Raw genomic sequence first — 25,685 nt, 5'->3', positions numbered from 1 at the left:
GTGCGCTCCGGGGTCGACCTGTCGCTGCGGTCGACGGGCCGGGGGGCGAGGACAGTGGGAACCGCTGCTCCGGGGGCCTTCGGAAGCCGGTCCGGATGACTGCCGAGTTCATGGCCATAACCCTTATAGGGTCTCTTTGCTGGTTATAGAGCCAGTCGACCATGTCGCACCTAACCTGTCAAGTGAAGAATGAGGGTTATGACTGATGGGTGCTGCGCCTGCCGGTCCGGCGTCACCCTCGGCGCCCCGCAAGGCGCAGGGTGCGATGGATGTCGGGGCTAACCGCTAGGGGCTGCTTGTTTGGTTAGGGCGGGTGTGTTCATGTAACCTGTCAAAGTAATCTTTCTGGTTAGGAGGCGGCCGTGGTGGTCGATCGGGAACAGCAGGACGCACTGCTCGAGCTCCTCAACACCACGCCGGTGGTCAACGGGGTGGTCGAGGATCAGCTGGCCGACCCGGAAGCGGCGAAGTCCTGGCAGATGGCACATGGCGGCCGCGGGGGAGCGGCGGAGCGCCGGCGCCTCCTCGACGCGCGCGACGTCCTTCAGGGTGTGGTGCGCGGCAGTCGGCCGGCCGAGTCACTGGCACCGTTCCTCGAGGGTGTCGTCTCCCGGCCGCGTCTTTCCCCGGCGGGCGTTTCGTGGGAGCTTGACGCGCCCAGGGAGCACCGGATGGCGGTGGAGGCCGTGCTTGCCTGGAGCGCGCTGCAGGAGACGATGCCCGGCAGGCTGCGGCCGTGTGACAATCCCGAGTGCCGCCGGTTCCTCCTCGACCGCAGCAAGACCAACAATGCCCGGTGGTGCTCCATGGCCGTCTGCGGCAACAGGATGAAGGCCAGGCGTCACTATCAGCGCACCCGCGACGGCGCGGCCGGATGACGGCGGCGGACCGATGGCGGAGACCTGTGGGCCGACCCGGTCGGCAAGCCGTCCTCGGGCAGAGGCCGCCGCACCTCTCGGCGATCGCGGCGTGACCGTGCGTGACTGCCGTTGGTCGACGCAAGGCGCAGGGCCCCCATTGCGCCGAACCGAACCGTCGAACCTGGGCGAGCGCCCGGCGGTCGGCTGTGCGTAATGAGGTCCGCCGTGGAATTCGGCGGCAAGAGGGCAACAGTGTCGCGCGGCGGTACACGTCCTCGCCACCGTGAAAGCATGCGGATTGTGAATCGCCCGGCGAGGGAAAACGAATGGGCGCGTTTTCGTGCGTCCCTCGGGAAATGTCAGCGATTGTGCCGGTGGACTCGGGATCACGGAATCGCGGCGCCACCGGGTGAAGAACTACTATCGGCCCGAGTGCACAGACCCGCGTGATGAGGGGTTGCGCCGGTCGGCCACCCACGCAGGAGGTCCGCGATGGCGACGCTGCTGTCCGTCAACGTAGGGATGCCCAAGGACGTCTCGTGGCAGGGAAGGACCGTCCGCACCGGGGCATGGAAGGCCCCCGTGGACGGGCCCCGGATGGTGCGGCGACTGAATGTCGACGGGGACGGCCAGGGCGACCTGGCCGGACACGGCGGCGAAATGCGGGCCGTACTCGTCTATCAGGTGGAGTCCTATCAGTACTGGCGGAAACAACTCGGCCGCGACGACCTGACCTTCGGGATCTTCGGAGAGAACTTCACCGTCGACGGCCTGCCCGACGACGAAGTGTGCATCGGCGACCGATACCGCATCGGCGAAGCGGAATTCGAGGTCTCCCAACCCCGCGTCACCTGCTATCGCGTCGGTATGCGCCTGGGCGAACCCACGATGGCCGCACTCCTGGTCGCCCACCATCGCCCCGGCTTTTATATGCGCGTCATCGCCGAAGGCCGTGTCCAGGCCGGCGACGAGATCAGCCTCACCCGAAAGGGCCCCGAGAGGCTCAGCGTCGCCGACACCGATGCGCTGCTCTATCTCCCCGACCGCGACCCCGTGAAGCTTCGCAAGGCGCTGAACATCCCCGCGCTCAGCCCCGGTTGGCAGGGCTCCTTCCGTGAACTGGCCGCCGCCGAGCAACCCGCTCAGGAACCCGGATGGCCGGACGAACGCGCCACCGCCCAGCAACACAAAGGCGAACCGGCATGGCCCGGCTTCAAGCCGATGCGGGTGGGCAGCATCGTCCCCGAGACTCCCGCCGTCTCGTCGATCTACCTCGACACCACCGACGGTATGCAACTGCCCGAGGCGCGCCCGGGCCAATACCTCTCCATCCGCCTGCCGGTAGGTGACCCCGCGCCCGCGGTGCGCAGTTACTCCCTGTCGTCGGCGCCCGGCGCAGGCACCTACCGCATCAGCGTGAAGCACGAGCCCCACGGTCTGGTCAGCGGTTATCTCCACACCAAAGTCCACCCCGGTGACCTCGTCGACATCGCCAGCCCTCGGGGGACCTTCGTACTGGAGGCGGGCACCCGTCCGGTCGTGCTCGTCTCCGCGGGCATCGGCGCCACCCCTGTGCTGGCCATGCTCCACCGACTGGCCACCACGAGGGACCCCCGCCCGGTGTGGTGGATCCACATCGCGCACGACCGGGCCCACCACGCCTTCGCGGCCGAGGCCCACGCACTCCTGACGCAGCTTCCGGGCGCCCAGGAGTTCATCTACTACACCCGCGAAAGCCCGCACGCCGACGAGCCCCGCATCGTCCATGGCCGGCCGACCGCCGCATCACCGGCGGCCATGGGCATCCCCCGGGACGCCGACGCCTACCTCTGCGGACCGGCCCCCTTCATGGACGACTTCGGCGGCTTCCTGCGCGAACACGGCCTGGGCTCCGAACGGATCCACGTGGAGCAGTTCAGTGCCCTGCCCGCCATCAACCCCGGTGTCACACCCACCGCCGCGGTCCGGCCGCACCAGCCACCCGGTCCCGAGGGCACGGGCCCGCTCGTCACCTTCGCCCGCAGCGGCATCACCACTCCGTGGTCGGCGGACCATACGTCCCTGCTCGACCTCGCCGAGGCCTGCGACGTCCCCACCCGCTGGTCCTGCCGAACGGGGGTCTGCCACACCTGCGTCACACACCTCGTCGAAGGCGATGTCACCTACACCACCCCGCCCTTGGAACTGCCCGAGCCGGGCACCGTCCTCGTTTGCTGCAGCGAGCCCACGACCGAAATCGTCCTCGACCTCTAGGCCGTTTCGGCTGGATCACCACGAGCGATTCTGTCCTGGAGGCGGGATCAATGCTTTCGCGTTGTCTCCTCGAGCAACGCCGTGTACTTCCGGGAGAGTTGGTCGTAGCGTGCATCGTCACCGCTCGCCTGACGCTTGCGCCTGGTCAGGAGGTACAGAGCCGCGGGCCCGGTGATCATCGAGACGACCGGGATCAGCGCCCACCACGGCATGGATCCTCCCCTGTGTGCGGTGGTCCGGGGGAGCACGGGTGCGCTCCGGTGGAAGCGTAGCCGCTGACGCGCCGTCGGCGGCTGCGTCAGCTCTTCGCCAGGTACGGCATTGGGCGGAATGCGTCTTTCCCGGCCTGGACGGCCTGTCGGCGCCGCCGGCCAATCATTCACCCCGCTTCCTGCTGAGTGTCCGCCTCACTCTCGAGACGGGGACGGCCGCGCTGGTGTCGACGGCCCTGGCGAGGCTCGGGACGGCCGAGGCGGCGCAGCCGGGGTGATCTGGCACCTTCACGGGACATGGTGAACAGTGGAGGGATGGGCATATGGAACAAACGGGACGACATGGTGGTGCACGAGGTCGAGCCGTACAACGCCGAATCGCCTCCGCAGGCCCTGGCCGGCCGTATCACTCCCGTGGACACGTTCTACGGCCGCAACCACGCTCCGATCCCGCAGCTCGACGCCGAGAACTGGCGGCTGCGGGTCGAGGGCCTGGTCGGCCGTCCTCTCGAGATGTCGATGGACGAGCTGCGGGACCGTTTCCCCGAGCGGAGTGTGGTGGCGACCTTGCAGTGTGCGGGAAACCGGCGCGCCGATCTGATGGAGGTCTCCGACATACCCGGTCTGGTTCCGTGGGGGCCCGGGGCGATCTCCACCGCGCGCTGGAGCGGGGTGAGCCTGGCCGACGTGCTGGCCGAGGCGGGAGTGCGGCCGGATGCCGCCCACGTCTCCTTCACCGGCGCTGATGTGTCGGACCAGGCCTATCCGCCGCAGCACTTCGGCGGTTCGATACCGATGGCGAAGGCGACCTCGCACGAGGTACTGCTGGCCTGGTCCATGAACGGGCAATCGCTCCCGGCCGTGCACGGCGCGCCGCTGCGGGTCGTCGTCCCGGGCTGGATCGGCGCCCGCAGCGTCAAGTGGCTGTTGCGGATCGGCGTACAGGCCGGACCGTCCGACAACTACTTCCAGACCGAGTACAGCATCCTGCCGCCCGAGGCCGACCCGCACACGGCCGAACGCGGCGAGGGCATCACGCTGGGGCCGGTGGCCATTCACTGCGCCATCCTGCGACCCGGCAAGGATGCCCGGCTGCCCGCCGGACCGACCGAGGTCGCCGGCTTCGCCTACGCCGGGGACGACCGGACCGTGGAACGTGTGGACGTCTCCGCCGACGACGGCGACACCTGGACCCACGCGAAGGTGGACCTCCCCGAGAGCCCCTGGACGTGGCAGCACTGGCACACGACACTCGATCTGCCGTCGGGCGATACCGAGCTCATCGCCCGTGCCTGGGACTCCACCGCCGCCGTGCAGCCCGAATCCCCGGCGACCGTGTGGAATCCACGAGGCTACGCCAACAACGCCGCCGCCCGGCTGCATGTCACCTGCCGTTCCTGACCACGCGGTGCGAGGCGCGCCCGGAACACGAACTCCACGCGGGTCGAGCCGTGTTCGTGCCCCGCACACCAAGTCGACGCACCATCGGTGAGCGGCCGGGATCCGGGTGCGGAGGAGGTCGGACGGGAGCAGACGTGCCCCCGCCCGCCGGGTGTCCCACACATCGGTTCGAGGCGGTTCAGGCCCCGGCCGCTCCCGTCAGGAAGCCCCTCAGGCCGTCGAGGAGCATGGTGCTGCCCTGCTCGGCCATGTCGCGTTCCTCGGCGGTGTCGCAGGTCTGGCGGAGCACGATCTGTGTGTGCCGGTCGTCCTGCTGGTCCAGTTCCACGGTCATGGTCTGGGGTGCGGGCTTGCCGGGTGCGTCCATGCCGATCACCAGCAGGCGGTTCTCGGCGACCTCGAGATACGAGCCGGTCAGCGGGTATTCTCCGCCGTCGGGTGTGACCACGGTGGCCTTCCAGGTCCCGCCCGGCCGTACGTCCATCTCGACGGAGCCGGGAGCGGCATAGGCCCACTGGGCGTACTGGTCGGGGGTGGTCCACGCCTGCCAGACCTTCGCGGCCGGGGCGTCCAGCGTTCGGGTGAGCGTGTAGGAGTGGCCGTCGGCAGTGGTGGTCTGCTCGGTGCTCATGTCTCGTCTCCTCGTCGTCGGGCCTGTCGCATCTGTAGACGCCCGGGTACGCGAAAACTCATCGCTCCGCCGGGGGTCTCCTCGGTGGACGGGCGGTGCCTGTTCTGGCGCTCGTCGCGCCGTGCACGCCGGGGCGGTCGGCGCGCCCCGCAGGACCGCTTCCGGCGCGGAGCGACGAGTGCGCCCCCGAGCAGCGCACGATTCGCTCGGGGGCGCGGTAGTCGGGCAGACGGTGCTAGGAACCGTGGGGCTTGACGACGTGCAGCGAGACCGGGATCGCCGGCAGCCAGTACGGACTGTCGCTGCGCAGGATCAAGGACGCCGTGCGGTCACCGGCTGATGTGATGTCGTGCGCGTTCAGCGTGACCGTGAACGACGCCTTCCGGCCGGGCTGCAGGGTCAGCCGACCGGGATTCTCCGACAGCCAGTCCACGTTCGCCTCGATCCGGTCGTATCCCGGCAGTTGCTCCACGGTGGCCACCGGTACGGGGAAGCGGCTCTGGTCGCTGCCGCCCACGCGATACAGGCCTGGGGTGGCGCCGCCACGGTAGACCGCCGTCGGGGCGGCGGGCAGAGCGGTCCAGGCGTCCTGGCCCGGGTCGTAGGCGTAACCCTCCGCCGTGAGGACCCTGTTCACCCCGACCCGCTTGAAGCCGCCGGAGACCAGAAGCTGCCCGTTGGCGGCGGTGTAGGCCGCGGTGGCGAGACCGACGGGCATGGGCGCGATGCTCTGCCAGCTGCGGGAGGCCGGGTCGTAGACGTAGGCTGCGTCCGTTTCGACGCCCTCGTGGATGCCGCCGGCGCAGTACAGCTTGCCGTTGACGGCGCCGCACGAGGTCCAGCTGATCGACTGGGGGTAGTCCGGGGCCTGCGTCCATCTGCCCGAGCCCGGGTCGAAGACGTACAGGGTGCTTGCGCACTCGGTGTTGGTGCAGCCGCCGACGACGTACAGGTCCCCGTCGAGGACGGCGCTCGCGGTGCCGAAGCGTGGCTGGGGCATGCTCGCCCCCTTCGACCAGGTGCCGCTCGCCATGTCGTAGACCTGCATGGTGCTGCTTACCGTTTCCTCGGGGCCCCAGCCGCCCACCGTGTAGAGCCGGCCGCCGATGACACCGTGCGCCGTGGCCTGCCGGGGCGCGGGCGCGTCGGCACCGCGCGTCCAGGTGCCCGCCGACGGGTCGTACACGTTGAGCTCGGCGGTGGGGCCGGAACCGTCCCACCCGAGCGCCGAGTAGAGCTTGCCGCCGTAGGTCTCCACAGCGTTGTCCATCACCGGTTCGGGAAGGTCCGGCACCTGGCGCCAGTCCGTGGCCGGTGCCGCGGAGCCGGGCCCGGTGCCGGTGCGTTCACCGAGCCGGAGCGTCGCGGGGGCGGTGCCCGTGTTGCGCACGGTCACCTTGCGGACCACCTTGCCCCCGGGGGCGGTGGTGGCGTCGATCCGTGTGGTGTCGAGCCTCAACCGGCCCGCTGCCAGGACGAAGGAGGCCCTGGTCACCCGGTCGGCGGAGACCGTCACGGTGCGGGCGTTCGTGCGGTACGCGGGTTTGGCGGCCGTGGCGGTGCGGCTGCCGCCGCCGGGGACGAACAGCCGGTACAGGCCGTCACCGACACGCGGGTCCCCCGTGGTGGGCACCGTCGGGGCCGAGGGGCCGTTCGTGGGGCCCGAACGCACGGTGGCGCCGACCAGGCCTTGCCCGGTGTTCGCGTCGGTGACCGTGCCCGTGAGCACTCCGCCGCGGACGGGGGAGAGGACCCGCTGCGCGATCGTCACGTCGTCGACGGCCCAGAACAGGCCGGGTCCGGTGAAGTGGAAGCGCACCTGCACCGCGTGCTTGCCCGCGTAGGCGGTCAGGGGGATCTCGACGCGGCCGATGTCCCACAGCTGGTCCTGGTGCCAGACGGTGGTCCAGGTCCTGCCGCCGTCGTCGGTGACGTCCACATCGCCCCGCTGTTCCGCGGAGCCCTCGTAGTCCGTGCCGAACACCAGCTCCGGGTCGCCCTTGCCTCCGAAGTCGTACACGGGGCTCACCAATTGGGTGTCGAGCGCGGTGTCCCAGCCGACATGGTCGTTGTCGGCGACGGCGAAACCGCCGGAACCGCCGGTGCCGTTGCCCCGGCCGCCCGGATCGTCGAACGCCCAGCCCTGCGTCGTTCCGGGGGCGTTGACCACGCTCCAGCCCTGCGGTGCCCGCGTCGGGACGTCGAAGGACTGGGTGTCCAGCGTGTCGACCTTCAAGGAGTAGGCGGGATCGTCGATCGCCCAGGTGTCCGCGGGAAGCGCCAGGTCCACGGTCCGGTCGGTGCTCCGCAACGCCACCTGCCGTACAAGGGACCGGTAGTGCGGATCGTCGCTCGTGACCCGCAGGGTGTAGGTGTGTTTCTCGGGCAGGTCGAGGCGGTACGCGCCGGTGTAGGCGTCCGACCACACCGGAGCTCCGGGAACCCCGTCCACGGTGATTCTCGCGTGCAGCGGCCAGCCGTGTCCGGATCCGTCGCCGACCGTTCCCGACACCCGGTGCACCGCCTGTTTCCGCAGGGCGAAGTCCCGGGTGACTGCCGCGGCGTCGGCGACAGGGACGGCCGATGCCTCGGCGGGCTCGTAGCCGTACACCGCGACGTGGACGTCGTGGCTGCCGACGGGCAGTGGCAGGGTGTAGTGGCCGCCCGCGTCGGTGGTAGTGCCGAACTTGCCCGCCGTGACCCGGGCCGCGGCCACGGGAGCGCCGGTGGCCCCGTCGGTGACGGTTCCCGTGACGGTGCCGTGCGGTCCCATACGGAAGGCCGACAGGCCGTCGGGGGTGCCGAGGCCGGTGGGTCCGTCGTAGCCCTGGCCGGCGGTGCACAGATACGCGGGTGAGCAGCTTCCGTTCGTGCCGGTCGTCACGTCATGAAGCCCGGAGCCGCCGGAGGCGTACGGGTACACGTTGGGTTCGGTCCCGGCGACCGGGGTGCCCGCGTCCGCGTAGACACCCGTGATGATGGGCGCCGAGGCGCTGGTGCCGCCGATCACGCCCCAGCCGCCGGAGGCGCTGTCGTACACGGCCACACCCGTGGCCGGGTCCGCCACCGCGGAGACATCGGCGACGGTCCGCCCGGCACAGCCGCCGTCGTGCTGGAAGGCGGGCTTGGGCTCGTACAGGGAGCAGCCGGAGCCGGTTCCGGCGCCGTCGTGGCTCCACACCGACTCGGTCCAGCCGCGAGTGGCGCTGGAGTCCCGGGTGAGTGTCGTACCGCCGACCGCCGTGACATGCGGGGATGCGGCCGGGTAGGCCACGCCGTAGCGGGAGTCGCCGGAGGAGGCGACGATGGCGACACCCGGGTGGTCGTAGTGGACGTCGGCCGCCGACTCGCCGGAGTCCTCCGGGAAGAACGCGTAGTTGGAGCCGTAGGAGTTGGAGACGTACCCCGCCCCGAGCGACACGGCCTGGTCGACGGCGGCACCCAGATTCTCGATGGTGGCGCTGTCGGCCTCGACCAGCACGATGCGGGCGTTCGGGGCGATGGCCGAGACCATGTCCAGGTCGAGGGAGATCTCACCGGCCCAACCGGCGTCGGGCTCCGGGTAGTGGGTTCCACCGCGCTGGTCGACCTTGGTGAAGCAGCCGTCGGCGCCGGTGCAGGGGGGCAGTGAGTACTGCTCGCGGTAGACCGCGAGGTCGGCCTCGGCGTCGGGGTTGTCGAAGGCGTCGACGACGGCGATGGTCCTGCCCGCACCGCCGTCCTCGGGAATCCCGTAGGCGCTGCGCAGGTCGGCCGGGCCGAATCCCTGTGGGGCGTCCTGTGCGGCCCTCAGCCCCTTGCGAGCCGTGACGTCGGTGCGGCGCAGGCCGAAGCAGGTGAACTCGTGCGGCTCGGGCGGCCCGCAGAGCGGCTCCACGTGCCCCGGCTGCGGGTGCGTGGACGGCGAGGCGGCCTTGGTCTCCTGACGGCCGGAGGCCAGGGCGGGGCTCTGGGCGCCGAGTGTCGCCAGGAGGGCGGCGCTCAGCAGGCCTGCACCGAGGGATCTGAGTCTCCGCCGGTGGGGCACGGGTCTATGCGATATGGACAAATCATCACTCCTGCGGACTTACCGTCTCCGGCGGCGAACGCCGCCCTTGGACAGGTGAGTTGCGGGAGGATCGAAAAAAGTTCGCCGTCCGTCCACAGAATTTCGGTCGGTGCGGATCGGCCTCCGCCCTTGAGCGCCGGTGCGCGGATGGCCGAGGTCGACGGGGCCGGCCCGGCGCGCCGTCCCTGGTCGTGCCGGAGAGCGATCGAAGGAGCCTCGATCGCCGCAACTGCCGCAATCACAGGGCGTATCAGCCGACGGGCACCACGGCCGTCGAAGGGTCCGGTTCGGGGAGAGCGCGGCGGCACGATCGCGCAGGGTGCGCGGCATGGCCTCTGAGCGAGGACGTGCTCATGTCGGCGATCCGGCGCCTCGGCCCACTGTCGTCGTGCGGCGCGCCCGGCTAGCCACCGGTGGTGTCCCGCCCGCCGCCGCGCATCGCCCGGTGGTCGCCCGCCCGCGCCGCTGCGCCGGGCATCCGCGTCGGGCAACGCTCCCGCCGCCGGGCGTCGTTGCCGACGGTGCAGGCGGCTCGGCGTCGGGACCGTTGTGCGGCTCCGCGGGGCCGTCGGGCCCCGCGGAGGTGATGACGGCCCGAAGGGCGGTCAACTGCCGACGTACGCCGCGAGGTGCGCCGCGGTGAGTGTGGAGCGAGCGGCGACCAGGTCGGCGGGTGTGCCCTCGAAGACGATCCGGCCGCCGTCGTGGCCGGCGCCGGGGCCGAGATCGATGATCCAGTCGGCGTGGGCCATGACGGCCTGGTGGTGCTCGATGACGATGACCGACTTGCCGGAGTCGACCAGCCGGTCCAGCAGACCGAGCAACTGCTCGACGTCGGCGAGATGGAGGCCCGTGGTCGGCTCGTCGAGTACGTAGACGCCGCCCTTGTCCGCCATGTGGGTCGCCAGCTTGAGGCGCTGCCGCTCACCGCCGGACAGGGTGGTCAGCGGCTGGCCGATGGTGAGGTAGCCGAGCCCGACGTCGGCGAGGCGCTCGAGGATGCGGTGCGCGGCCGGCGTGTGCGCCTCACCGGCGCCGAAGAACTCCTCGGCCTCGGTCACCGACAGGGCGAGGACCTCGCTGATGTCGCGGCCGCCGAAGCGGTAGTCGAGTACCGACGCCTCGAACCGCTTCCCCTCGCACTCCTCGCAGGTCGAGGCGACACCGGCCATCATCGCGAGGTCGGTGTAGACCACTCCGGCGCCGTTGCAGGTGGGGCAGGCACCCTCGGAATTGGCGCTGAACAGCGCCGGCTTCACGCCGTTGGCCTTGGCGAACGCCTTGCGGATCGGCTCGAGCAGTCCGGTGTACGTCGCCGGGTTGCTCCGGCGCGAGCCACGGATCGGGCCCTGGTCGACCGACACCACGCCCGCGGCGGCGGGGATCGACCCGTGCACGAGTGAACTCTTGCCGGAGCCCGCGACGCCCGTGATGACGGTCAGCACCCCCAGCGGCACGTCGACATCCACGTCATGCAGGTTGTTCGCCGACGCACCACGGATCTCCAGCGCGCCGTCGGGCTTGCGCACCGTCTGCTTGAGGGCGGCCCGGTCGTCGAAATGGCGGCCTGTGATGGTGCCCCCGGCGCGCAGCCCCTCGACGGTCCCCTCGAAGCAGACCGTGCCGCCTTCCGTACCGGCGCCGGGCCCGAGGTCGACGATGTGGTCGGCGATCGCGATGACCTCCGGCTTGTGCTCCACGACGAGCACCGTGTTGCCCTTGTCCCGCAGCCGCAGCAGCAGGTCGTTCATCCGCTGGATGTCATGCGGGTGCAGACCGACGGTCGGCTCGTCGAAGACATAGGTGACGTCGGTGAGTGAGGAGCCGAGGTGGCGGATCATCTTGACGCGTTGCGCCTCGCCGCCCGACAGGGTGCCGGCCGGCCGGTCGAGCGCGAGGTAGCCGAGTCCGATCTCGCCGAACGAGTCCAGAGTGTGCCGGAGTTTGGTGAGCAGCGGCGCCACGGACGGCTCGTCGAGGTCGCGGACCCATTGCGCCAGGTCGCTGATCTGCATCGCGCAGGCATCGGCGATGCTGATGCCCTCGATCTTCGAGGACCGGGCCCCTTCGCTGAGCCGCGTGCCGTCACACTCGGGGCAGGTGGTGAAGGTGACCGCCCGCTCCACGAACTCCCGGATGTGCGGCTGCAGCGCCTCGGTGTCCTTGGAGAGCATCGACTTCTGGACCCGCGGGATCAGCCCTTCGTAGGTCATGTTGATGCCCGCGATCTTCATCCGGGTCGGCTCGCGGTGGAGGAAGTCGTGCAGTTCCTTCTTGGTGAACTTGCTGATCGGCTTGTCCGGGTCGAAGAAGCCCGACTCGATGTAGAGACGCGAGTTCCAGCCGCCCCCCTTGTAGCCGGGGACGGTGATCGCACCCTCGTTCAGCGACAAGGAATCGTCGAAGAGCTGGCGGAGGTCGATGTCGGAGACGGCGCCGCGGCCCTCGCAGCGCGGGCACATGCCGCCGGTGCGCGTGAACGTCGCCTTCTCGGTCTTGCGGGCACCGCGCTCGACGGTGATCGCGCCGCTCGCCCTGACCGAGGGCACGTTGAAGGCGTACGCGCTGGGCGGGCCGATGTGCGGCGTGCCGAGCCGGCTGAAGAGGATGCGCAGCATGGCGTTGGCATCGGTGGCGGTGCCGACCGTGGAGCGGGGGTCCGCGCCCATGCGCTGCTGGTCGACGATGATCGCGGTCGTCAGCCCGTCGAGCACATCGACCTCGGGACGCGTCAGCGTGGGCATGAAGCCCTGTACGAAGGCGCTGTAGGTCTCGTTGATCAGCCGCTGCGACTCGGCCGCGACGGTGCCGAACACCAATGAGCTCTTGCCCGAGCCGGAGACTCCGGTGAACACCGTCAGGCGGCGCTTGGGGATCTCGACGCTGACGTCCTTGAGGTTGTTCACTCGCGCGCCGTGCACGCGGATCAGATCGTGGCTGTCGGCGGCATGCAGCGCAGGCGATTGCGCATCCACCTTCGTGACCTTGCTCATCGGGTCTCCATGTGTGAGGCGGGTCGGCCTTCGCGGTCTTCCCGTCGGCGTCGCCTGGCTCGATCTGACGAGCTTCGAGGGTACGTGCTTCGTCCGGGCGCGGGGCCCGCGTTTGAGGTCGGGGGTGACCTCCCGGTCACCGGCCCGGGCCGGAGGGGCTCATGGCCACGATCGCCGGAGGGCTCAACGCCGCTCGTTGATGCGGATCAGACTGCCCGCGGGATCCCGGACGGCGAAGTCGCGCACTCCGTACGGGTGCTCGGTGGGCTCCTGGACGACCTCGACGCCGGCGGTCCGCAGTCGCGCGAAGGCGCCGTCGAGGTCGGGGGCGGCCCGCAGGACGCGGGCGTAGCTGCCCTTGGCCATCATCTCGACGATGGTGCGGCGCTCGTCCTCGGTGACTCCGGGATCCGCGGCGGGCGGCTCGAGGACGACGGATGTGCCGGGCTGATCGGCGGGGCCGACAGTGATCCACCGCATTCCGCCGTATCCGACGTCGTTGCGGACCTCGAAGCCGAGGGTGTCACGGTAGAACGCGAGGGAGGCTTCCGGGTCGTCGTGCGGGAGGAAGCTCGCGTGGATGCCGATGTCCATGGCCGTCACGCTAGCCACCGGTCCGCGACCCGCGCTTCTCCATTCCTGACCGGTCCGCTCAGGAGCGTCGCCACGCGTGATGGAGCCGGCCGGCCAAGGGCGCTAGCCTCGTCACGGCGTCCTTGGCGTTCGCCGGCGGGCCGGTGCAGGATCCGGGCCCCCCTGCCGCCGCGTCCCCTCGCCCCCTCGGCCTCGGCACTTGTTTGCTGTGGGAAACTGAGCAGGTGAGAAGGCAGGACCTCGACGACCTCGTCCGGCTGCGGCGGGCCCGCGACCGGATGGACCGCGACTATGCCGAGCCGCTCGACGTCCCGGCCCTGGCGCGCGACGCCCTGATGTCGCCGGGCCACTTCTCCCGCAGTTTCCGCGCCGCTTTCGGGGAGACGCCCTACAGCTATCTGATGACCCGCCGTATCGAGCGGGCCAAGTCGCTGCTGCGCCGCGGCGACCTCACGGTGACCGAGGTCTGCTTCGCGGTCGGCTGCACCTCGCTGGGGTCGTTCAGCGCGCGGTTCACGCAGTTGGTCGGGGAGAGTCCGAGTACCTACCGGGCCAGGAGCCACGATCATGGCGCCGCCATCCCGGCATGCATGGTCAAGATCCATACGCGGCCCGTGAGGAACACCGGTCAGGAACGGAGAAGCGGGTCCCACGACTCGGCCGTAGCGTGAGCGGCATGGACATCACGCTTTCCCAGTGCTTCATCGCCGTCGACGACCACGACAAGGCGATCGCCTTCTACCGCGACGTACTCGGCCTCGAGGTACGCAACGACGTCGGCTTCGAGGGGATGCGCTGGGTGACCGTCGGGGCACCCTCGCAACCGGACGTGAACATCGTCCTCGAACCGCCCATCGCCCATCCGAACGCGTCGGCGGACGACAGGCGGGCCATGGCGGAGCTGATGGCCAAGGGCCTGCTGCACGGCGTCATCTTCGCGACGGACGACTGCGACGCCACCTTCGAGCGCATCAGCGGCGCAGGCGGTGAGGTGCTGCAGGAGCCCATGGACCAGCCCTACGGCGTCCGCGACTGCGCATTCCGCGACCCCGCGGGCAATCTGCTGCGCTTCACCCAGTCCCTCGGGAAGTGAGCCGGGAACACGGACACGCCCGGCCCCCGTCTCGCGGGTGGCCGGGCGCGTACGAAACCGCCCGGTGGTCAGGAAGGCGCGTTGTGCCGCCGCTCCGCCGCCGGGCGCGGTTCGGCCGCGGTGATCGGCCGGCCGCTCTGCGGTGCGTCCCCGGCAGGGCGATGGCCACCCCGCAGGGCCGAGGCGACGGCGGAGACCAGAGCCATGCCGGCGGCGACGCTGAAGACGATCGCCAAACCGTGGTGGAACGGTCCCGAGACCAGTTGCGGGAAGAAGCTGTGACCGGTCAGGGCGGCGTGCTGGGAGGGTGAGAGATGGTCGAGCGTCCCTTCCGACGAGAGCAGGTGCTCGATCGGGTTGTTCCCGAGGAACGTGGCGAACAGAGTGCTCACGGGTGGCAGCGATGCCGCATGCTCGGCGGCGCCGGACGGGACCCCGTGCGCCTCCAGGCCACCGCGGAGCGTGTCGGGCAGCGACGAGGCGAGGCCGGAGACCATCAGCGAGAAGAAGACGCCGATGGACAGTGCCGTGCCGGAGTTCTGGAACGTCGAGCGCATGCCCGAGGCGACTCCTCGGTACTCGGCCGGCACGCTACCCATGATCGAGGAGGTGTTCGGCGAGGAGAACATCCCCTGTCCCAGCCCGTTGAGCAGCAGCAACGCGGCGAAGACCCCGTAGTCGAAGTCGACGGGGAGCGCCAGCAGCCCGAAGAAGGACGCCGCGACGACGACCAGACCGGCCGTGGAGAACATGCGGGCGCCGAACCTGTCCGACAGATAGCCGGAGACGGGGCCGGCGATCAGGAAGCCCACCGTCAACGGCAGCATGAAGATGCCGGCCCACAGCGGGGTGTCCTCGAAGGCGTAGCCGTGCAGGGGCAGCCAGATGCCCTGCAGCCAGATGATCAGCATGAACTGCAGTCCGCCGCGCGCGATCGCGGTCAGCAGCGCGGCGAGATTCCCCGCGGCGAACGCCCTGATCTTGAACAGCGCCAGATTGAACATGGGCTCCGCGATGCGCGTTTCGACGACGCAGAAGACGAGCAGCAGCGCGACGCCGCCGATCAGGCCCGCGAGCACCCACGGGTTCGTCCAGCCGGTGGGGTGGGATCCGTAGGGCTGGATTCCGTAGGTGATACCGGCCAGCAGGATTCCGGCGCCCGCCGCGAACGTGGTGTTGCCCACCCAGTCGATGCGGCCGCGGCGGCCCGCCGACGTCTCGCGCAGGCTCAGATACGACCAGATCGTGCCGGTGATGCTGACCGGCACGCTCACCCAGAACACGGCACGCCAGTCGACGGCGGCCAGCAGTCCGCCGGCGAGAAGGCCGAGGAACTGTCCCGCGAGCGCGGTGATCTGGTTGATGCCGAGGGCCATGCCGCGCTGCCGCGCCGGGAAGGCGTCGGTCAGGATGGCGGCCGAGTTGGCCGTGAGCATGGAGCCGCCGAACGCCTGCACGATGCGCCACAGGATCAGCCACAGGGCTCCTGCGCCGGCCCGGAACGGGTCGAGGGAGAGTGCGACGGACGCGCAGGCGAAGATGAGGAAGCCGAGGTTGTAGATCTTGACCCGGCCGTACATGTCGCCGAGCCGGCCGAGGACGACCACGAGCACGGCCGACACCAGCAGATACCCCAGGATCATCCAGAGCAGATAGCCGATGTTGCCGGGCGCCAGGGGGTCGAGCCCGATGCCCCGGAAGATCGCGGGCAGGGAGATGATCACGATGGAGGCGTCCATCGTCGCGATCAGCACGCCCAGCGTGGTGTTGGACAGGGCGACCCATTTGTAGCCCGGGCCCGCGGGTGTGTCGTTACTGCGAGCCGACTGCAGGGTCCGCAGCGCGGAGGCGGTCCTGCCGCGCGGGCGGTCGGTGTGCCGGTCGCCGGAACCGGGGCCGTGCGCCGTCACAGCCGCTCCGCCAGTCGGTCGAGGAGGGGCAGGGCCGCGGCGAGGGTCTGGCGTTCCTGCGCCGTGAACTCGTCAAGGGCGGTGGAGAGCCGGTGGACGGATTCCGAGCGCCGCTCCGCGAGCATGGCCCGTCCCTCCTCGGTGATCGCGACGATGGCGCGACGTCCGTCCGTCGCGTCGGGGGTGCGGCCGACGAGCCCGCGCTGTTCGAGCACGGCGAGCGTGCTCGCCATGGCCTGCGGCCGTACGCGTTCCAGTTCGGCCAGGGATCCGGGGGAGTCGGGGCCGTCGGCGGCCAGTCGCGCGAGCACCGAGACGCCGGAGAGCGACACGTCTCCCACGGCATGCGCCTGGCGCAGTCGCCGGGTCATGCGGCCCACGGCCAGCCGGAGGCGGTACGCGAGCCCCGCGGTGTCACTCGAGCCGCGTGGATGCTCGTGTCCTGTCTGTGCATCGATGTCCACAGGTATTAATAGTAGGTTTATCAGTCTGGACTGTTCAATCAAGGGTTAGTAATGATCGGGACGGTGGGCGCCACCTGTCGGTGGCCGATCGCCGGACGGTACTGACACGGCCCGGGTGGGGGCGCGAGGATGGCGGCACAAGCCGGGCCGGGGGTTCGAGTGGGGAGATCAGCACACATGAGCACAGTTGCCGTCACGGGTGCCACCGGGAAGACCGGTCGGGTCGTGGTCGCGGATCTGCTGGAGCAGGGGTACGACGTACTGGCCGTGGACGTGTCCGTGGGCCCGGTCGAGCGTGCGTGGGCGGACGGCCTCGGCCTGCAACTGCTGCGCGCGGACCTCACCGACTACGGTCAGGCGGTGGATGCCCTGAGCGGCGCGGGAAGCGTTGTCCACCTGGCCAACATCCCGGCCCCCGGCCTCCGGCCCGCCGCCCTCACCCTCACCACCAACACGGCGATGAACGACAACGTCTTCCTGGCCGCCGCGCACAACAAGCTGGACCGCGTGGTGTGGGCCTCCAGCGAGACGACCCTCGGCCTGCCCTTCGACGTCCCGCCCCGCTACGCCCCGGTGGACGAGGACCACTATCCCCACCCCACCTCCACCTATGCCCTGTCCAAGGTCCTGGGCGAGACCGCGGCCGAGCACATCTCCGGCTGGTCGGGCATTCCCTTCGTGGCCCTGCGCCTGTCCAACGTCCACCTGGTGGAGGACTATGCGCGTGTGCCCGGCTACTGGTCCGACCCGCACGCCCGCAAGTGGAACCTGTGGGGATACGTGGATGCGCGGGACGTGGCGCAGGCGTGCCGGCTCGCGCTGACCGCCGCCGTCACGGGCGCCTCCAGCTACGTCATCGCCGCGGCCGACACGATCATGGACCGCCCCTCCGCGGAACTGCTCGCCGAGGTCTTTCCCGAGGTGAGGTTGACCCGGGAGATCGGCACCCACGAGACGCTGCTCAGCGTGCGGCGGGCCCGTGAGGTGCTGGGGTACGAGCCGCGGTACTCATGGCGGGACGTACTGGACCACTGAGGCGGCCAGGGGCCGTGTCCCCGGCGGGCCGGGGGTTCGACGGGCGACGGGCACCAGGACCCGGTCGGCGGCCAACCGTGGAACGTGCCCGAGGGGGTGGGGGTCAGCGGGTCGCCCACGCCTCGAGGGCGGTCGTCACCGGTGCATGCGTACGCGCCGACTCCTCGACGGCGAGGGCGAGGAGGTGGTCCTGGCAGCCGTCGGCAAGGGGATACGGTTCCGGTCCGGAGTCCCGTACCCATGCCCCGGTACGGCACAGCAGGTCCACCACCGCCAGGTCGTCCTCGGAGAGACTGGCCCCGAGATGGTCGTTGCGCCACACGACCTGTCCGTCGAAGGAGATGTGGTGCACCTCCGATCCCTCGAGGTTGAGGTCGGTGCCGGTGCGACGGCGCACCAGCGGGGACTCGACGGGCGTGCGCGGGTCGGCCATCCGCACCACCGTGTCGTCGACGATCTCACCGAGCGAGCCGCGCACCACGATTCGGCGGGCGCGCAGAGGGTTCCACCACTGGTTGTCGGTGAAGTCGTACAGGCCCGTGCGGGCTTCGCCGAAGTCCAGGAACGCGAGCGTGGTGGTGGCGTCCCTGGGGGTGAGGTCGTCCGACCAGCCGCGTGGGGAGAGTGGGTCGGCGAGCGGGGCGATGAAGGCCTGTGCCGTCACGGTCGTGGGCTCGAATCCGACACCCAGGGTGTGCCGGATCAGTGACATGGCGTGGTACATGTGCGTCGACGACACCTGGACCGAGGTGGGCCTGCCGATGACCCCCTCTCGCACGAGCGCGATGCGGGCCGCGTGACCGGGCATCAGGGTGTACTGCTCCGCGACCTGGACGAGCCCTCCGCCGTCCGGCCGTGTCACGCCGCCCACGGCGGCCCACAAGGCACGCAGTCCCTCCGCGTCGGGTGCGGGGGGAGTCTCCGCGAGAACGGGCACGCGTTGCTCGACCAGGTCCCGGACGACCTCGGGCGTGATCTGCCACGGCACCGACGCGATGACGAACTCCGGCCGGGTGCCGCGCAGTTCGCCGATGCTCCGGAAGGCGGGCACCCCCCACTCCGCCTCCACCTGCGCTGCCCGCGCGGCCGAGCGGGTCACCACGCCGGATACCTCCAGCCGCCCGGGCAGCGCCCTGGCCAGCCGGGCGAAGAACTCGGACCGCCAGCCACTGCCGACCATGCCGAACCGTATGGGTGCCTGGCTCACGTGTCCGCTCCTCATTGGCCATCCAGTCCTGCGCCGCGGGCGGTCCGGTGCCGTCCGTCGTGGACCACCGGCGCGGACCCGGGCGGTTTCGGGACGCGGGGTCCGGCCGGCCGCAACCACTCGCCCGGACCGCACTCGCCGTCGGCGCCCCGGACCGCAGTGGGCGGCGCCCCATTATCGCCACGCGCCTGTGGCAGGCCCTCGGCGGGGGCGTGGGGCCGGCGAGGACTTCGACGCGGTGAGGGGGGTGCTCCTCGCGTCCGGGGAGGCGGAACACCGGTCTCCCGGACGCGAGCAGTCAGAAGAACATCCCTGCGCTACCGGACCGTCACGGTGTTCTGTGCGTCGTGTTGGTCACGAAGCCCGCCACCGCCCGCGCGAAGTCCGCGGGTTCCTCGATATGGCCGAAGTGCCCGCTGTTCTCGAGGATCAGCAGTTCCGAACGGGGGATCAGCTTGTGCAGTTCCTCCGCCCAGCGCACCCCGCAGATGACGTCATGGCGGCCTACGACCACCAGGGCGGGCACCGAGAGCGCACCGAGAGCCTCACGGTCGTCGATGATGTCCGGGACGAGGTCCTCGTCCAGCCCCGAGACGTAGGTGGCGCTCAGTGAGGCGCGCAAGGGAGCGAACTCCTCCTCCCGTCCCCAGTAGTCGGTGAAGTACGACGGCAGCAGGCCCTTGGCGACGGATGTCATCCGTGCGTCGTCGGAGATGGTGGGAATCGCTTGGAAAGCCTCCAGGACCTCGGGGAGCTCGGGGCGGCCGGCATGACGCACGGCGAACTCCTGGACCAGGCGCATGGCCTCGGCGCCGTGCTCGGGACCGGTGAGCGGTGCGCTGTCGTAGAGGATCACTCCGGCGATCCCTTCGGGGTGGTGCAGGGCGTGGTACTGCACGACGAAGCCGCCGTGCGAATGACCGAGCAGATGCACCTCCGGGACGCCCAGGTGAGCGACCAGGGCGCCGAGGAAGCGGCTGTAGCGGCCGCGGGTGTAGCCGTGGGGGTGGGAGGGCAGGCGGCCGGAACCCCCGGTGCCGACCGGCTCCGGGTAGACCACGGTGAGATGCTGCTCCACCGCGGGCATGCGCAGGTACTCCCAGTGGATGCCGGGACCGCCGGAATGCGCCACGCACACCGGTCCTGTGCCATGGACGTGGTAGCGCTGCACGATCCCGTCGACATCGAAGGTGTGGGTGCCGGGGGCCAGAGGATCGGCCGGGGAGTTGTTCACAGGTGTCTCCTGTCCAGCTGGTGTTTACGACACCGGCCAGACGCGGGAGAGCCGGGCAAGTTCGATCCCGATCATGTGACGGTCGTCACACATAGGACGCCGGGTCGGTGGCCGGCGTCTGCCTCGAGTGGAAGAGCCGCAGCCGGTGCACCCGGCCGGCGCCGTCCAGGGTCATGAGCCAGGCGACGGCAGGCGGGCAGTGCTCCGGATTCTCGGGCGGATTGAGCAGGTCCATCTCCCACACGGCGAGCGACCGCCCGGCGACGGCGTGGAAGAGCCGCTGCCGCACACCCGCCTCGAGGTCGCCGTCCATGCCGCGTACCAGCAGGTCCCCGTTGCCGACCGGGGTGTTCCCGCTGAGCAGCGCGACCTCGGGGGACCACCGCTCCGCGAGCAACGCGGCGAAGCGCCCTTGCTCGGCCGCGGCCAGCGTCTCGTGTGCCTCGATGCGACTGGCCCGAACGCGCCGTGCGGCGTCGGAGTGCGGGGCATCGGCCGTGGCGGCGAGAGCCGCGGCCAGCTTGGCGCGTCCCAGGTTGAGACGACTGCGGACGGTACCGACCGGGACACCGCACGCGCGGGCTATCTGCTCGTAGGAGGTGACGCCCGTGCTGAAATGGCGCAGAACCAGGGGCATGCGCAGTGCCGGGGACAGTTCCTCCACGGCTTCCCAGATCCAGTCCCGCAGTGTGTTCTGCTCCAGCCAGCGGTCCGGACCGCTGTCCGTGACGGACATGTTCAGGTCCTCGACCGGCTGGGACCTCACGGAGTCCCGCAGCAGGGAGCGGCAGGTGTTGCGCACGATCATCCGCAGCCATGCGCCCACCGCCGCCGGGTCGCGGACGTCGCGTATGTTCCGGAGCGCCCGCACCGCCGCGTCCTGGAGCACATCGTCGACATCGGGACCCGGCCCCAGAATGCTCAGGGCCACCGCCCGCATACCCGCCCGGTGCCGCTCCAGCAGCAGGCCCAGTGCCGTGGCCTCACCCGCCTGGGCAGCACGGGTGAGCTGCGCGTCCTCGAGGCGCGCGGCTTCGTCCTCGTCCCGGATCATGCGGTCCCTTCCGGCCTTCTTCCCCCACACGTAGTGTGCCGCGTCCGCCGACCGAACTGCCCGGCGGGAGCGGGTCGCTCCCGCGATCGTCCGGGTACCGCCGAGGTCGACCCGGGCTGCGATCTCCGGCGCCCGTGGGGCCGACCGTATGCCGTCCGGCCTCGATCGCATGCTGAGTGGTCGTCAACTCCCTGGCGGGCGCGCGGGGATCACGGTAGCGACTGTCGCGGGCAGAAGCGGCGCTGCCGATTGCGCGTTCGCGTGTTCCGGCCCGTGAGGCGGGTCCAGTGGCAAGAAGGCGGTGCACGTGTCACCCGCAGTACTGGCCGGTCGGGTCCCATGGATCCGCGTGGCCGTGGCAGCGCGAGCCCGGCAGGGTCGGCCGCGGTGTCGACGCGCGTAAAAGGTTCGAAGGGCGCGTCGGCCGGCCTGGCGTTCGCGCAGGTCGGAAGGGTCGGGCTCGGGGCGGGCCGGCGGCGGGCCGGGAACGGCGGCACCGCAGTGTAGAGGGCCGTCACGGCTGGGTCTAAGGTCGGAAACACGGGACCAGAACGATGGGAGGCAGTCGGAAATGGCGCAGGACGAGGCCGTGATCGGCTGCACGGGGGAACTGCTCATCGGCACTCGTGGGTCCGCCGGTCCCGGCGAGATCCTGGTGCGGGTCAGAGGCGGTTCCGAGACATTCCTCGCCTGGTCGCAGGAGCCCCTGCCGACTGGGGCCACCGTGCTCGTGATCGACTCCCGCGGACGCCGCGAAGTGGACGTCATCGAGTGGGTCGATCCGTTGGATGCGTTGTGCGGCGACGCCGCCGACGCCGGCTAAGGAGAAGAGGATGTTCGGTTACCGCGTTCCCGCCCCCGACGAGGCGATGCTGATCTCGGGAGGACGGCGGGGACTGGGGGGCGCGCCGTTCCGGGTGGTGACGGGGCACGGGAAGTTCGTGCTGCCGGTTTTGCGCAAGGTCCGTTTTCTCACCTTGTCGATGTGCGAGGCCGAGGTCACCGAGACTTGTGTGACAAGGCAGGGCATCGCGCTGAACGTGCGTGCCGTGATCGCCTTCAAGGTCGGCAACGACACGGAGAGCATCATCAACGCCGGCCAGCGGTTCCTCTCCGACCAGGACCAGATGTCGGTCCTGACCGGGAGGATCTTCGCCGGTCATCTGCGGGCCATCATCGGCTCGATGACGGTCGAGGAGATCGTCACCGAGCGGCAGAAGCTCGCGGCCGAGGTGCTGGACACGTCCAAGACGGAGATGGCGAAGATCGGCCTGATCGTGGACTCGTTGCAGATCCAGTCCATCGACGACGGCGACACCGGCTACATCGATGCGATGTCCGCGCCGCACAAGGCGGCCATCCAGCGCCAGGCCCAGATAGCCCAGGCCCAGGCCAACCAGACCGCGGCCGAGGCGGAGCAGGACGCGGCCCGTAAGCAGGCCGAGTACGCCCGGCAGACGGCGGTGGTGAAGGCGGAGTACTCGGCCGAGGTGGACCGCGCCCAGGCGCATGCGGCCCAGGCCGGACCGCTGGCGCAGGCCCACGCCCAGCAGGAGGTGCTGGCCGCCCAGACCGAGCTGGCGCTGCGCCAGGCCAAGCTGCGGCAGCAGCAGCTCGTGGCCGAGGTCGTGAAGCCCGCCGAGGCCGAGGCGGAGCGGGTCAGGATCCTCGCCGCCGCGGAGGCGGAGCGCATGAAGATCCAGGCCGAGGCCGCGGCCTCGCACGACCGCGTCGCCCTGGACCGGATGCTGATCGACCAGCTTCCGCAGATCGTGAAGGAGGCGGCCGGTGGCCTCTCCGGTGCCAACGTCAACGTCCTGAACGGTGCGGACGGACTTGGCGAGATCGCGGCCGGTCTGGTCGCCCAGGGTCTGACGATCCTGGACTCGGTCCGGCAGAACCTGAACGGTCAGAGCGGCCAGAACTCCCCGAATTCCGGCGGCCGGCCGGAGCAGGGCAACGGGCGGCTCGAACTGCAGGGCCCGCGGTCGCGGGAACAGGGCACGGGCGAGGAGAGCTGACGCGTTTCGCAGTGGCAAGCCCGGGCGCGTGAGGCCCGGGACGGTGCCTGACCGCCCACGTACCTTCCGTACGTGGGCGGCCTTCGTCCGTGGGGTGCGCAGCACCGGACGCCGCGGCCAGGCTCAGGCGCTGGCCGCGGTGCTTCTTCTCCAGCAGTTCGGCGTAGTTGTGCGCCGCGTTGCCCCGGCCCCATGGACCCGCAGGCGCGTAGGAGTGGGTGCCGTCCCGCATCGCGCTCAATACGGCCTCGGCGGCCGTCCACCCGAAACCGGATGCTCCCATCGGGGTAGGCGCTGACACGCACTTTCCGTCCGTCGGGACATCGCATGCGGCGCGATAGCGGGACATCTGGGAACTCGATCGATCCAACTCCTTTATTGTCCGACAGGAGCGTGGATTTCCAGAACTATGTCACTATCCGGAACAGGTAAGCCAATACGGCCATACCGCCTGACGGGCCATCACCTCGGCTACCCCATCGGTGAAATTGCCGACGCCCTTTTGTCCCGCTCCAGTTGGATTCGGTTCCGTGGTGCGGAGGTCCACGACGGTTGCCGTATCGGATCAGGGTTGTGCTGCCTCCGGCCTGCAACCCGCCTCATTCTCAATAGTTGGCCGAAAACCCACATCGGTCGGCGGGGGTTCGGTCCGGCGTATACGGTGATGGGCTGACATTGCACCCGGAACGCCGCTTTCGGCCTACGCAAGATCGGTCATGATCGGCGACCGATCCGGTACCACGCACCAGTCCCGTGGTGGTCATTTCCCGTCGAAGTGAATTCGTACGGAGGTCGAACTCATCGGCCGGTACCGGTGTTCTCGGCCCGGTGACTAGCATGTGCGGCAAAACCCTGATCCGGAACAGCGCCGCCCTCGGTCGGCCCCCTTCCGGGCCGTCGGCGTTGTTCAGCCGTCCAACCACCCCTGCTCTCACGGACCGAGGGACCGCGGAATGTCAGTGCCAACTCGCCCCCGCCAGCGCCGAAGCGCCAAAGGAGGGCGATCGTCCCCGGTCGCGTTTCCGGTGATCCTGCTCGTCACCGCCGCGGGCGCCGCGGCAGCGGGTGTCTTCGCTCCCCAGGACTCCCGCACCTGGGTCCTGGCTACGGCGGTTGTCGCCTGGTGCTGCGTCGCCGTTGTCGTCGGCACCGCCTCGTATCTGGTGCGCCGCGCCCACCGGCAGGCCGTCGCGCAGGGCAGCGAGCTCGAGATGAGCGAGAGCGTCTGGCGCCAGCAGGTCTCCGAGAGGTCGCACCTGGTCAACACGACCATGCCGGGGGTCGCCGAGAAGGTGAAGAACGGCGCGGAGGCGGAAGAGGCCCTGTCGCGGTTCCCCGTGCCTTCGGACCCGCATCTGCGGCAGCTGTCACAGGTGTTCGCCACCGTGCTCGCCGAATCGGTCCGGCGGGCAACCGCGGCCGAGTCCGACCGGCAGCACCTGCGCTCCGAACTGGACCGCGGCAAGGCGGAGCTCGAGCGGCTGGCCGAGGAGACGCTGCCCGCAGCGGTGGAGCTGTTGCGGGAGGGAAGCTCCGCCGACACCGCGCTGGCCAAGGTCGACTGGCCGCAGAGCACCCTGCTGCGGGAGTTGGCCGAGTGGGTCGTGCGTGAACTCGCCTACAGCGAAAGGCGTTCCGCCGCCGCGCAGGCCGCTTCCGCCAAGGCGCTCAGCCGAGTTCAGGCCAAGACCGTCAGCATGCTCGCCGATCTGCGCGAGATGCAGGACCGCCACGGTGAGGAGGTCTTCGGCGACCTGCTGCGTCTGGACCACAGCACCTCGCAGCTGGGCCTCATGACCGACCGGCTTGCGCTGCTGATGGGCGGGCGCTCCAGCCGCGTATGGAACAAGCCGATCGTCATGGAGAGCATCCTGCGTGGTGCCGTCGGCCGTATCGCCGCCTACCGGCGGGTGCGCCTGCACTCCTCCAGCAAGGCCGCGATCAACGGTTTCGCGGCCGAGGGCGTGATGCATCTGCTCGCCGAACTCATGGACAACGCCGCCAACTTCTCCCCTCCCATCGACGAGGTCCACGTCTATGTGGAGGAACGCAGCGCCGGCATCGTCGTCACCATCGAGGACAGCGGTCTGAAGATGTCCGACGCGGCCATGCGCCGGGCGGAGGAGTCCGTGTCGGGCAAGGTAGTCGACCTCGCCGCGCTGCAGGGAACCCGGCTCGGACTCGGCGTGGTGGGACGGCTGGCCGTCAAATACGGCATCAGCGTCAACTACCGCCCGTCCTCGCGCGGCGGCACCGGTGTGGTCGTACTGCTGCCGCCTCAGATGGTCGCCCAGCAGCGCGAGCCGATCGTCTCCGAGCCTCTCCGGGGTGGCACCTCCGCGCCGAGCGTGCCCGCCCCCGCGGCCGAACCCCCGGTGATACGCCCGCAGTCGGTCGCGCCGGCCGAAGGAGGACCCGCGCCCCGCGCGGACATCCCCAGCAGGCCTGCCGGGGCCGCAACCGGCGGCCTGCCCTTGCGGACCCCGGGTCGGACCATGGCAGAGGCGGAGCGGGAGCGGCGGAAGCAGGGCCCACAGACGCCCGCCGAGCCGGGTGAACCCGGCCCCGCACGCGACGCCGGCAGCCGCTTCGGGGCCTTCCACCGCGGTCGGCGGAGCGCCGGCGGCGCCCAGGGCGGTGAGGACACGGGCCACGCCTCCACCGACGACTGAGGG

General features: G+C 70.3%; 19 protein-coding genes. 9 read left to right on the top strand and 10 right to left on the bottom strand.

All coding sequences use genetic code 11. The features are described from left to right. Positions 1-362 precede the first annotated feature (362 nt). Positions 363-878, top strand: coding sequence for a CGNR zinc finger domain-containing protein (locus RCR19_RS02255; RefSeq protein ID WP_331263488.1), 516 nt, complete (start codon positions 363-365; stop codon positions 876-878). A 474-nt stretch (positions 879-1,352) separates the two neighbouring features. Beyond that, positions 1,353-3,113: an MOSC and FAD-binding oxidoreductase domain-containing protein gene (locus tag RCR19_RS02250; protein WP_331263487.1), complete on the top strand. Its 1,761-nt coding sequence runs from the start codon at positions 1,353-1,355 to the stop codon at positions 3,111-3,113. A gap of 47 nt (positions 3,114-3,160) precedes the next feature. Here RCR19_RS02250 and RCR19_RS02245 read toward each other — a convergent pair whose 3' ends face one another. Continuing rightward, positions 3,161-3,325, bottom strand: a complete 165-nt coding sequence (locus RCR19_RS02245) for a hypothetical protein (protein WP_331263486.1) — start codon at positions 3,323-3,325, stop codon at positions 3,161-3,163. Between the two features lie 315 nt (positions 3,326-3,640). Here RCR19_RS02245 and RCR19_RS02240 point away from each other — a divergent pair, with 315 nt between their 5' ends. Beyond that, positions 3,641-4,726: a sulfite oxidase gene (locus RCR19_RS02240; protein WP_331263485.1), complete on the top strand. Its 1,086-nt coding sequence runs from the start codon at positions 3,641-3,643 to the stop codon at positions 4,724-4,726. Between the two features lie 178 nt (positions 4,727-4,904). Here the strand turns inward: RCR19_RS02240 and RCR19_RS02235 are convergent, their stop codons facing one another. The 4 genes from RCR19_RS02235 to RCR19_RS02220 all read right to left on the bottom strand — a co-directional run bounded on the left by RCR19_RS02235 (position 4,905) and on the right by RCR19_RS02220 (position 12,992). Continuing rightward, positions 4,905-5,357 carry an SRPBCC domain-containing protein gene (locus RCR19_RS02235; protein ID WP_331263484.1) on the bottom strand — a complete coding sequence of 151 codons (453 nt, stop codon included), beginning with the start codon at positions 5,355-5,357 and terminating at the stop codon, positions 4,905-4,907. Positions 5,358-5,592: 235 nt separating this feature from the next. Further along, positions 5,593-9,384, bottom strand: a complete 3,792-nt coding sequence (locus tag RCR19_RS02230) for a carboxypeptidase regulatory-like domain-containing protein (protein ID WP_331263483.1) — start codon at positions 9,382-9,384, stop codon at positions 5,593-5,595. 626 nt (positions 9,385-10,010) lie between these two features. After that, entirely contained in the window at positions 10,011-12,398 is a 2,388-nt protein-coding gene (locus tag RCR19_RS02225; RefSeq protein WP_331263482.1) for an excinuclease ABC subunit UvrA, read from the bottom strand. Between the two features lie 183 nt (positions 12,399-12,581). Then, positions 12,582-12,992: a VOC family protein gene (locus tag RCR19_RS02220; RefSeq protein ID WP_331263481.1), complete on the bottom strand. Its 411-nt coding sequence runs from the start codon at positions 12,990-12,992 to the stop codon at positions 12,582-12,584. 278 nt (positions 12,993-13,270) lie between these two features. Between RCR19_RS02220 and RCR19_RS02215 the strand changes: the two genes are divergently transcribed. Further along, positions 13,271-13,663 carry a helix-turn-helix transcriptional regulator gene (locus RCR19_RS02215; protein WP_331269317.1) on the top strand — a complete coding sequence of 131 codons (393 nt, stop codon included), beginning with the start codon at positions 13,271-13,273 and terminating at the stop codon, positions 13,661-13,663. A 5-nt stretch (positions 13,664-13,668) separates the two neighbouring features. After that, positions 13,669-14,085 carry a VOC family protein gene (locus RCR19_RS02210; RefSeq protein ID WP_331263480.1) on the top strand — a complete coding sequence of 139 codons (417 nt, stop codon included), beginning with the start codon at positions 13,669-13,671 and terminating at the stop codon, positions 14,083-14,085. A gap of 68 nt (positions 14,086-14,153) precedes the next feature. Here RCR19_RS02210 and RCR19_RS02205 read toward each other — a convergent pair whose 3' ends face one another. Then, on the bottom strand, positions 14,154-15,860 hold the full coding sequence (locus RCR19_RS02205; RefSeq protein WP_331269316.1) for an MFS transporter: 1,707 nt from the start codon (positions 15,858-15,860) through the stop codon (positions 14,154-14,156). A gap of 131 nt (positions 15,861-15,991) precedes the next feature. Further along, a complete protein-coding gene (locus RCR19_RS02200; RefSeq protein WP_331263479.1) occupies positions 15,992-16,459 on the bottom strand; it encodes a MarR family transcriptional regulator in 468 nt (155 codons plus the stop codon). A gap of 177 nt (positions 16,460-16,636) precedes the next feature. On the opposite strand from RCR19_RS02200, the gene RCR19_RS02195 reads away from it, so the two are divergent. Continuing rightward, entirely contained in the window at positions 16,637-17,494 is an 858-nt protein-coding gene (locus RCR19_RS02195) for an NAD(P)-dependent oxidoreductase (protein WP_331263478.1), read from the top strand. Positions 17,495-17,597: 103 nt separating this feature from the next. Here the strand turns inward: RCR19_RS02195 and RCR19_RS02190 are convergent, their stop codons facing one another. The 3 genes from RCR19_RS02190 to RCR19_RS02180 all read right to left on the bottom strand — a co-directional run bounded on the left by RCR19_RS02190 (position 17,598) and on the right by RCR19_RS02180 (position 20,989). Further along, entirely contained in the window at positions 17,598-18,701 is a 1,104-nt protein-coding gene (locus RCR19_RS02190; protein WP_331263477.1) for a Gfo/Idh/MocA family oxidoreductase, read from the bottom strand. Between the two features lie 328 nt (positions 18,702-19,029). Next, positions 19,030-19,935, bottom strand: a complete 906-nt coding sequence (locus RCR19_RS02185) for an alpha/beta hydrolase (protein WP_331263476.1) — start codon at positions 19,933-19,935, stop codon at positions 19,030-19,032. An 85-nt stretch (positions 19,936-20,020) separates the two neighbouring features. Continuing rightward, the gene (locus RCR19_RS02180) at positions 20,021-20,989 is read right to left on the bottom strand and encodes a sigma-70 family RNA polymerase sigma factor (RefSeq protein ID WP_331263475.1); all 969 of its coding nucleotides are present in this window, start codon (positions 20,987-20,989) and stop codon (positions 20,021-20,023) included. 571 nt (positions 20,990-21,560) lie between these two features. Here RCR19_RS02180 and RCR19_RS02175 point away from each other — a divergent pair. The 3 genes from RCR19_RS02175 (at position 21,561) to RCR19_RS02165 (ending at position 25,682) form a co-directional block, all read left to right on the top strand. After that, a complete protein-coding gene (locus tag RCR19_RS02175; protein ID WP_331263474.1) occupies positions 21,561-21,812 on the top strand; it encodes a hypothetical protein in 252 nt (83 codons plus the stop codon). 10 nt (positions 21,813-21,822) lie between these two features. Then, positions 21,823-23,010: a flotillin family protein gene (locus RCR19_RS02170; protein ID WP_220290149.1), complete on the top strand. Its 1,188-nt coding sequence runs from the start codon at positions 21,823-21,825 to the stop codon at positions 23,008-23,010. A 953-nt stretch (positions 23,011-23,963) separates the two neighbouring features. Continuing rightward, positions 23,964-25,682: an ATP-binding protein gene (locus tag RCR19_RS02165; RefSeq protein WP_331263473.1), complete on the top strand. Its 1,719-nt coding sequence runs from the start codon at positions 23,964-23,966 to the stop codon at positions 25,680-25,682. The last annotated feature ends 3 nt before the right edge of the window (positions 25,683-25,685 follow it).

The organism is Streptomyces sp. WAC07094 (assembly GCF_036320405.1).
Taxonomy (GTDB): domain Bacteria; phylum Actinomycetota; class Actinomycetes; order Streptomycetales; family Streptomycetaceae; genus Streptomyces; species Streptomyces lannensis.
The sequence above is the reverse complement of the archived record's forward strand: the minus strand, read 5'-3'. Positions and strand labels throughout refer to the sequence as shown.

Coding starts and splice junctions, on each gene's coding strand:
- RCR19_RS02170 (WP_220290149.1), top strand. CDS start 21,823: ATGTTCGGTTACCGCGTTCCCGCCCCCGACGAGGCGATGCTGATCTCG.
- RCR19_RS02235 (WP_331263484.1), bottom strand. CDS start 5,357: ATGAGCACCGAGCAGACCACCACTGCCGACGGCCACTCCTACACGCTC.
- RCR19_RS02220 (WP_331263481.1), bottom strand. CDS start 12,992: ATGGACATCGGCATCCACGCGAGCTTCCTCCCGCACGACGACCCGGAA.
- RCR19_RS02245 (WP_331263486.1), bottom strand. CDS start 3,325: ATGCCGTGGTGGGCGCTGATCCCGGTCGTCTCGATGATCACCGGGCCC.
- RCR19_RS02195 (WP_331263478.1), top strand. CDS start 16,637: ATGAGCACAGTTGCCGTCACGGGTGCCACCGGGAAGACCGGTCGGGTC.
- RCR19_RS02240 (WP_331263485.1), top strand. CDS start 3,641: ATGGGCATATGGAACAAACGGGACGACATGGTGGTGCACGAGGTCGAG.
- RCR19_RS02250 (WP_331263487.1), top strand. CDS start 1,353: ATGGCGACGCTGCTGTCCGTCAACGTAGGGATGCCCAAGGACGTCTCG.
- RCR19_RS02215 (WP_331269317.1), top strand. CDS start 13,271: ATGGACCGCGACTATGCCGAGCCGCTCGACGTCCCGGCCCTGGCGCGC.
- RCR19_RS02175 (WP_331263474.1), top strand. CDS start 21,561: ATGGCGCAGGACGAGGCCGTGATCGGCTGCACGGGGGAACTGCTCATC.
- RCR19_RS02165 (WP_331263473.1), top strand. CDS start 23,964: ATGTCAGTGCCAACTCGCCCCCGCCAGCGCCGAAGCGCCAAAGGAGGG.
- RCR19_RS02225 (WP_331263482.1), bottom strand. CDS start 12,398: ATGAGCAAGGTCACGAAGGTGGATGCGCAATCGCCTGCGCTGCATGCC.
- RCR19_RS02210 (WP_331263480.1), top strand. CDS start 13,669: ATGGACATCACGCTTTCCCAGTGCTTCATCGCCGTCGACGACCACGAC.
- RCR19_RS02180 (WP_331263475.1), bottom strand. CDS start 20,989: ATGATCCGGGACGAGGACGAAGCCGCGCGCCTCGAGGACGCGCAGCTC.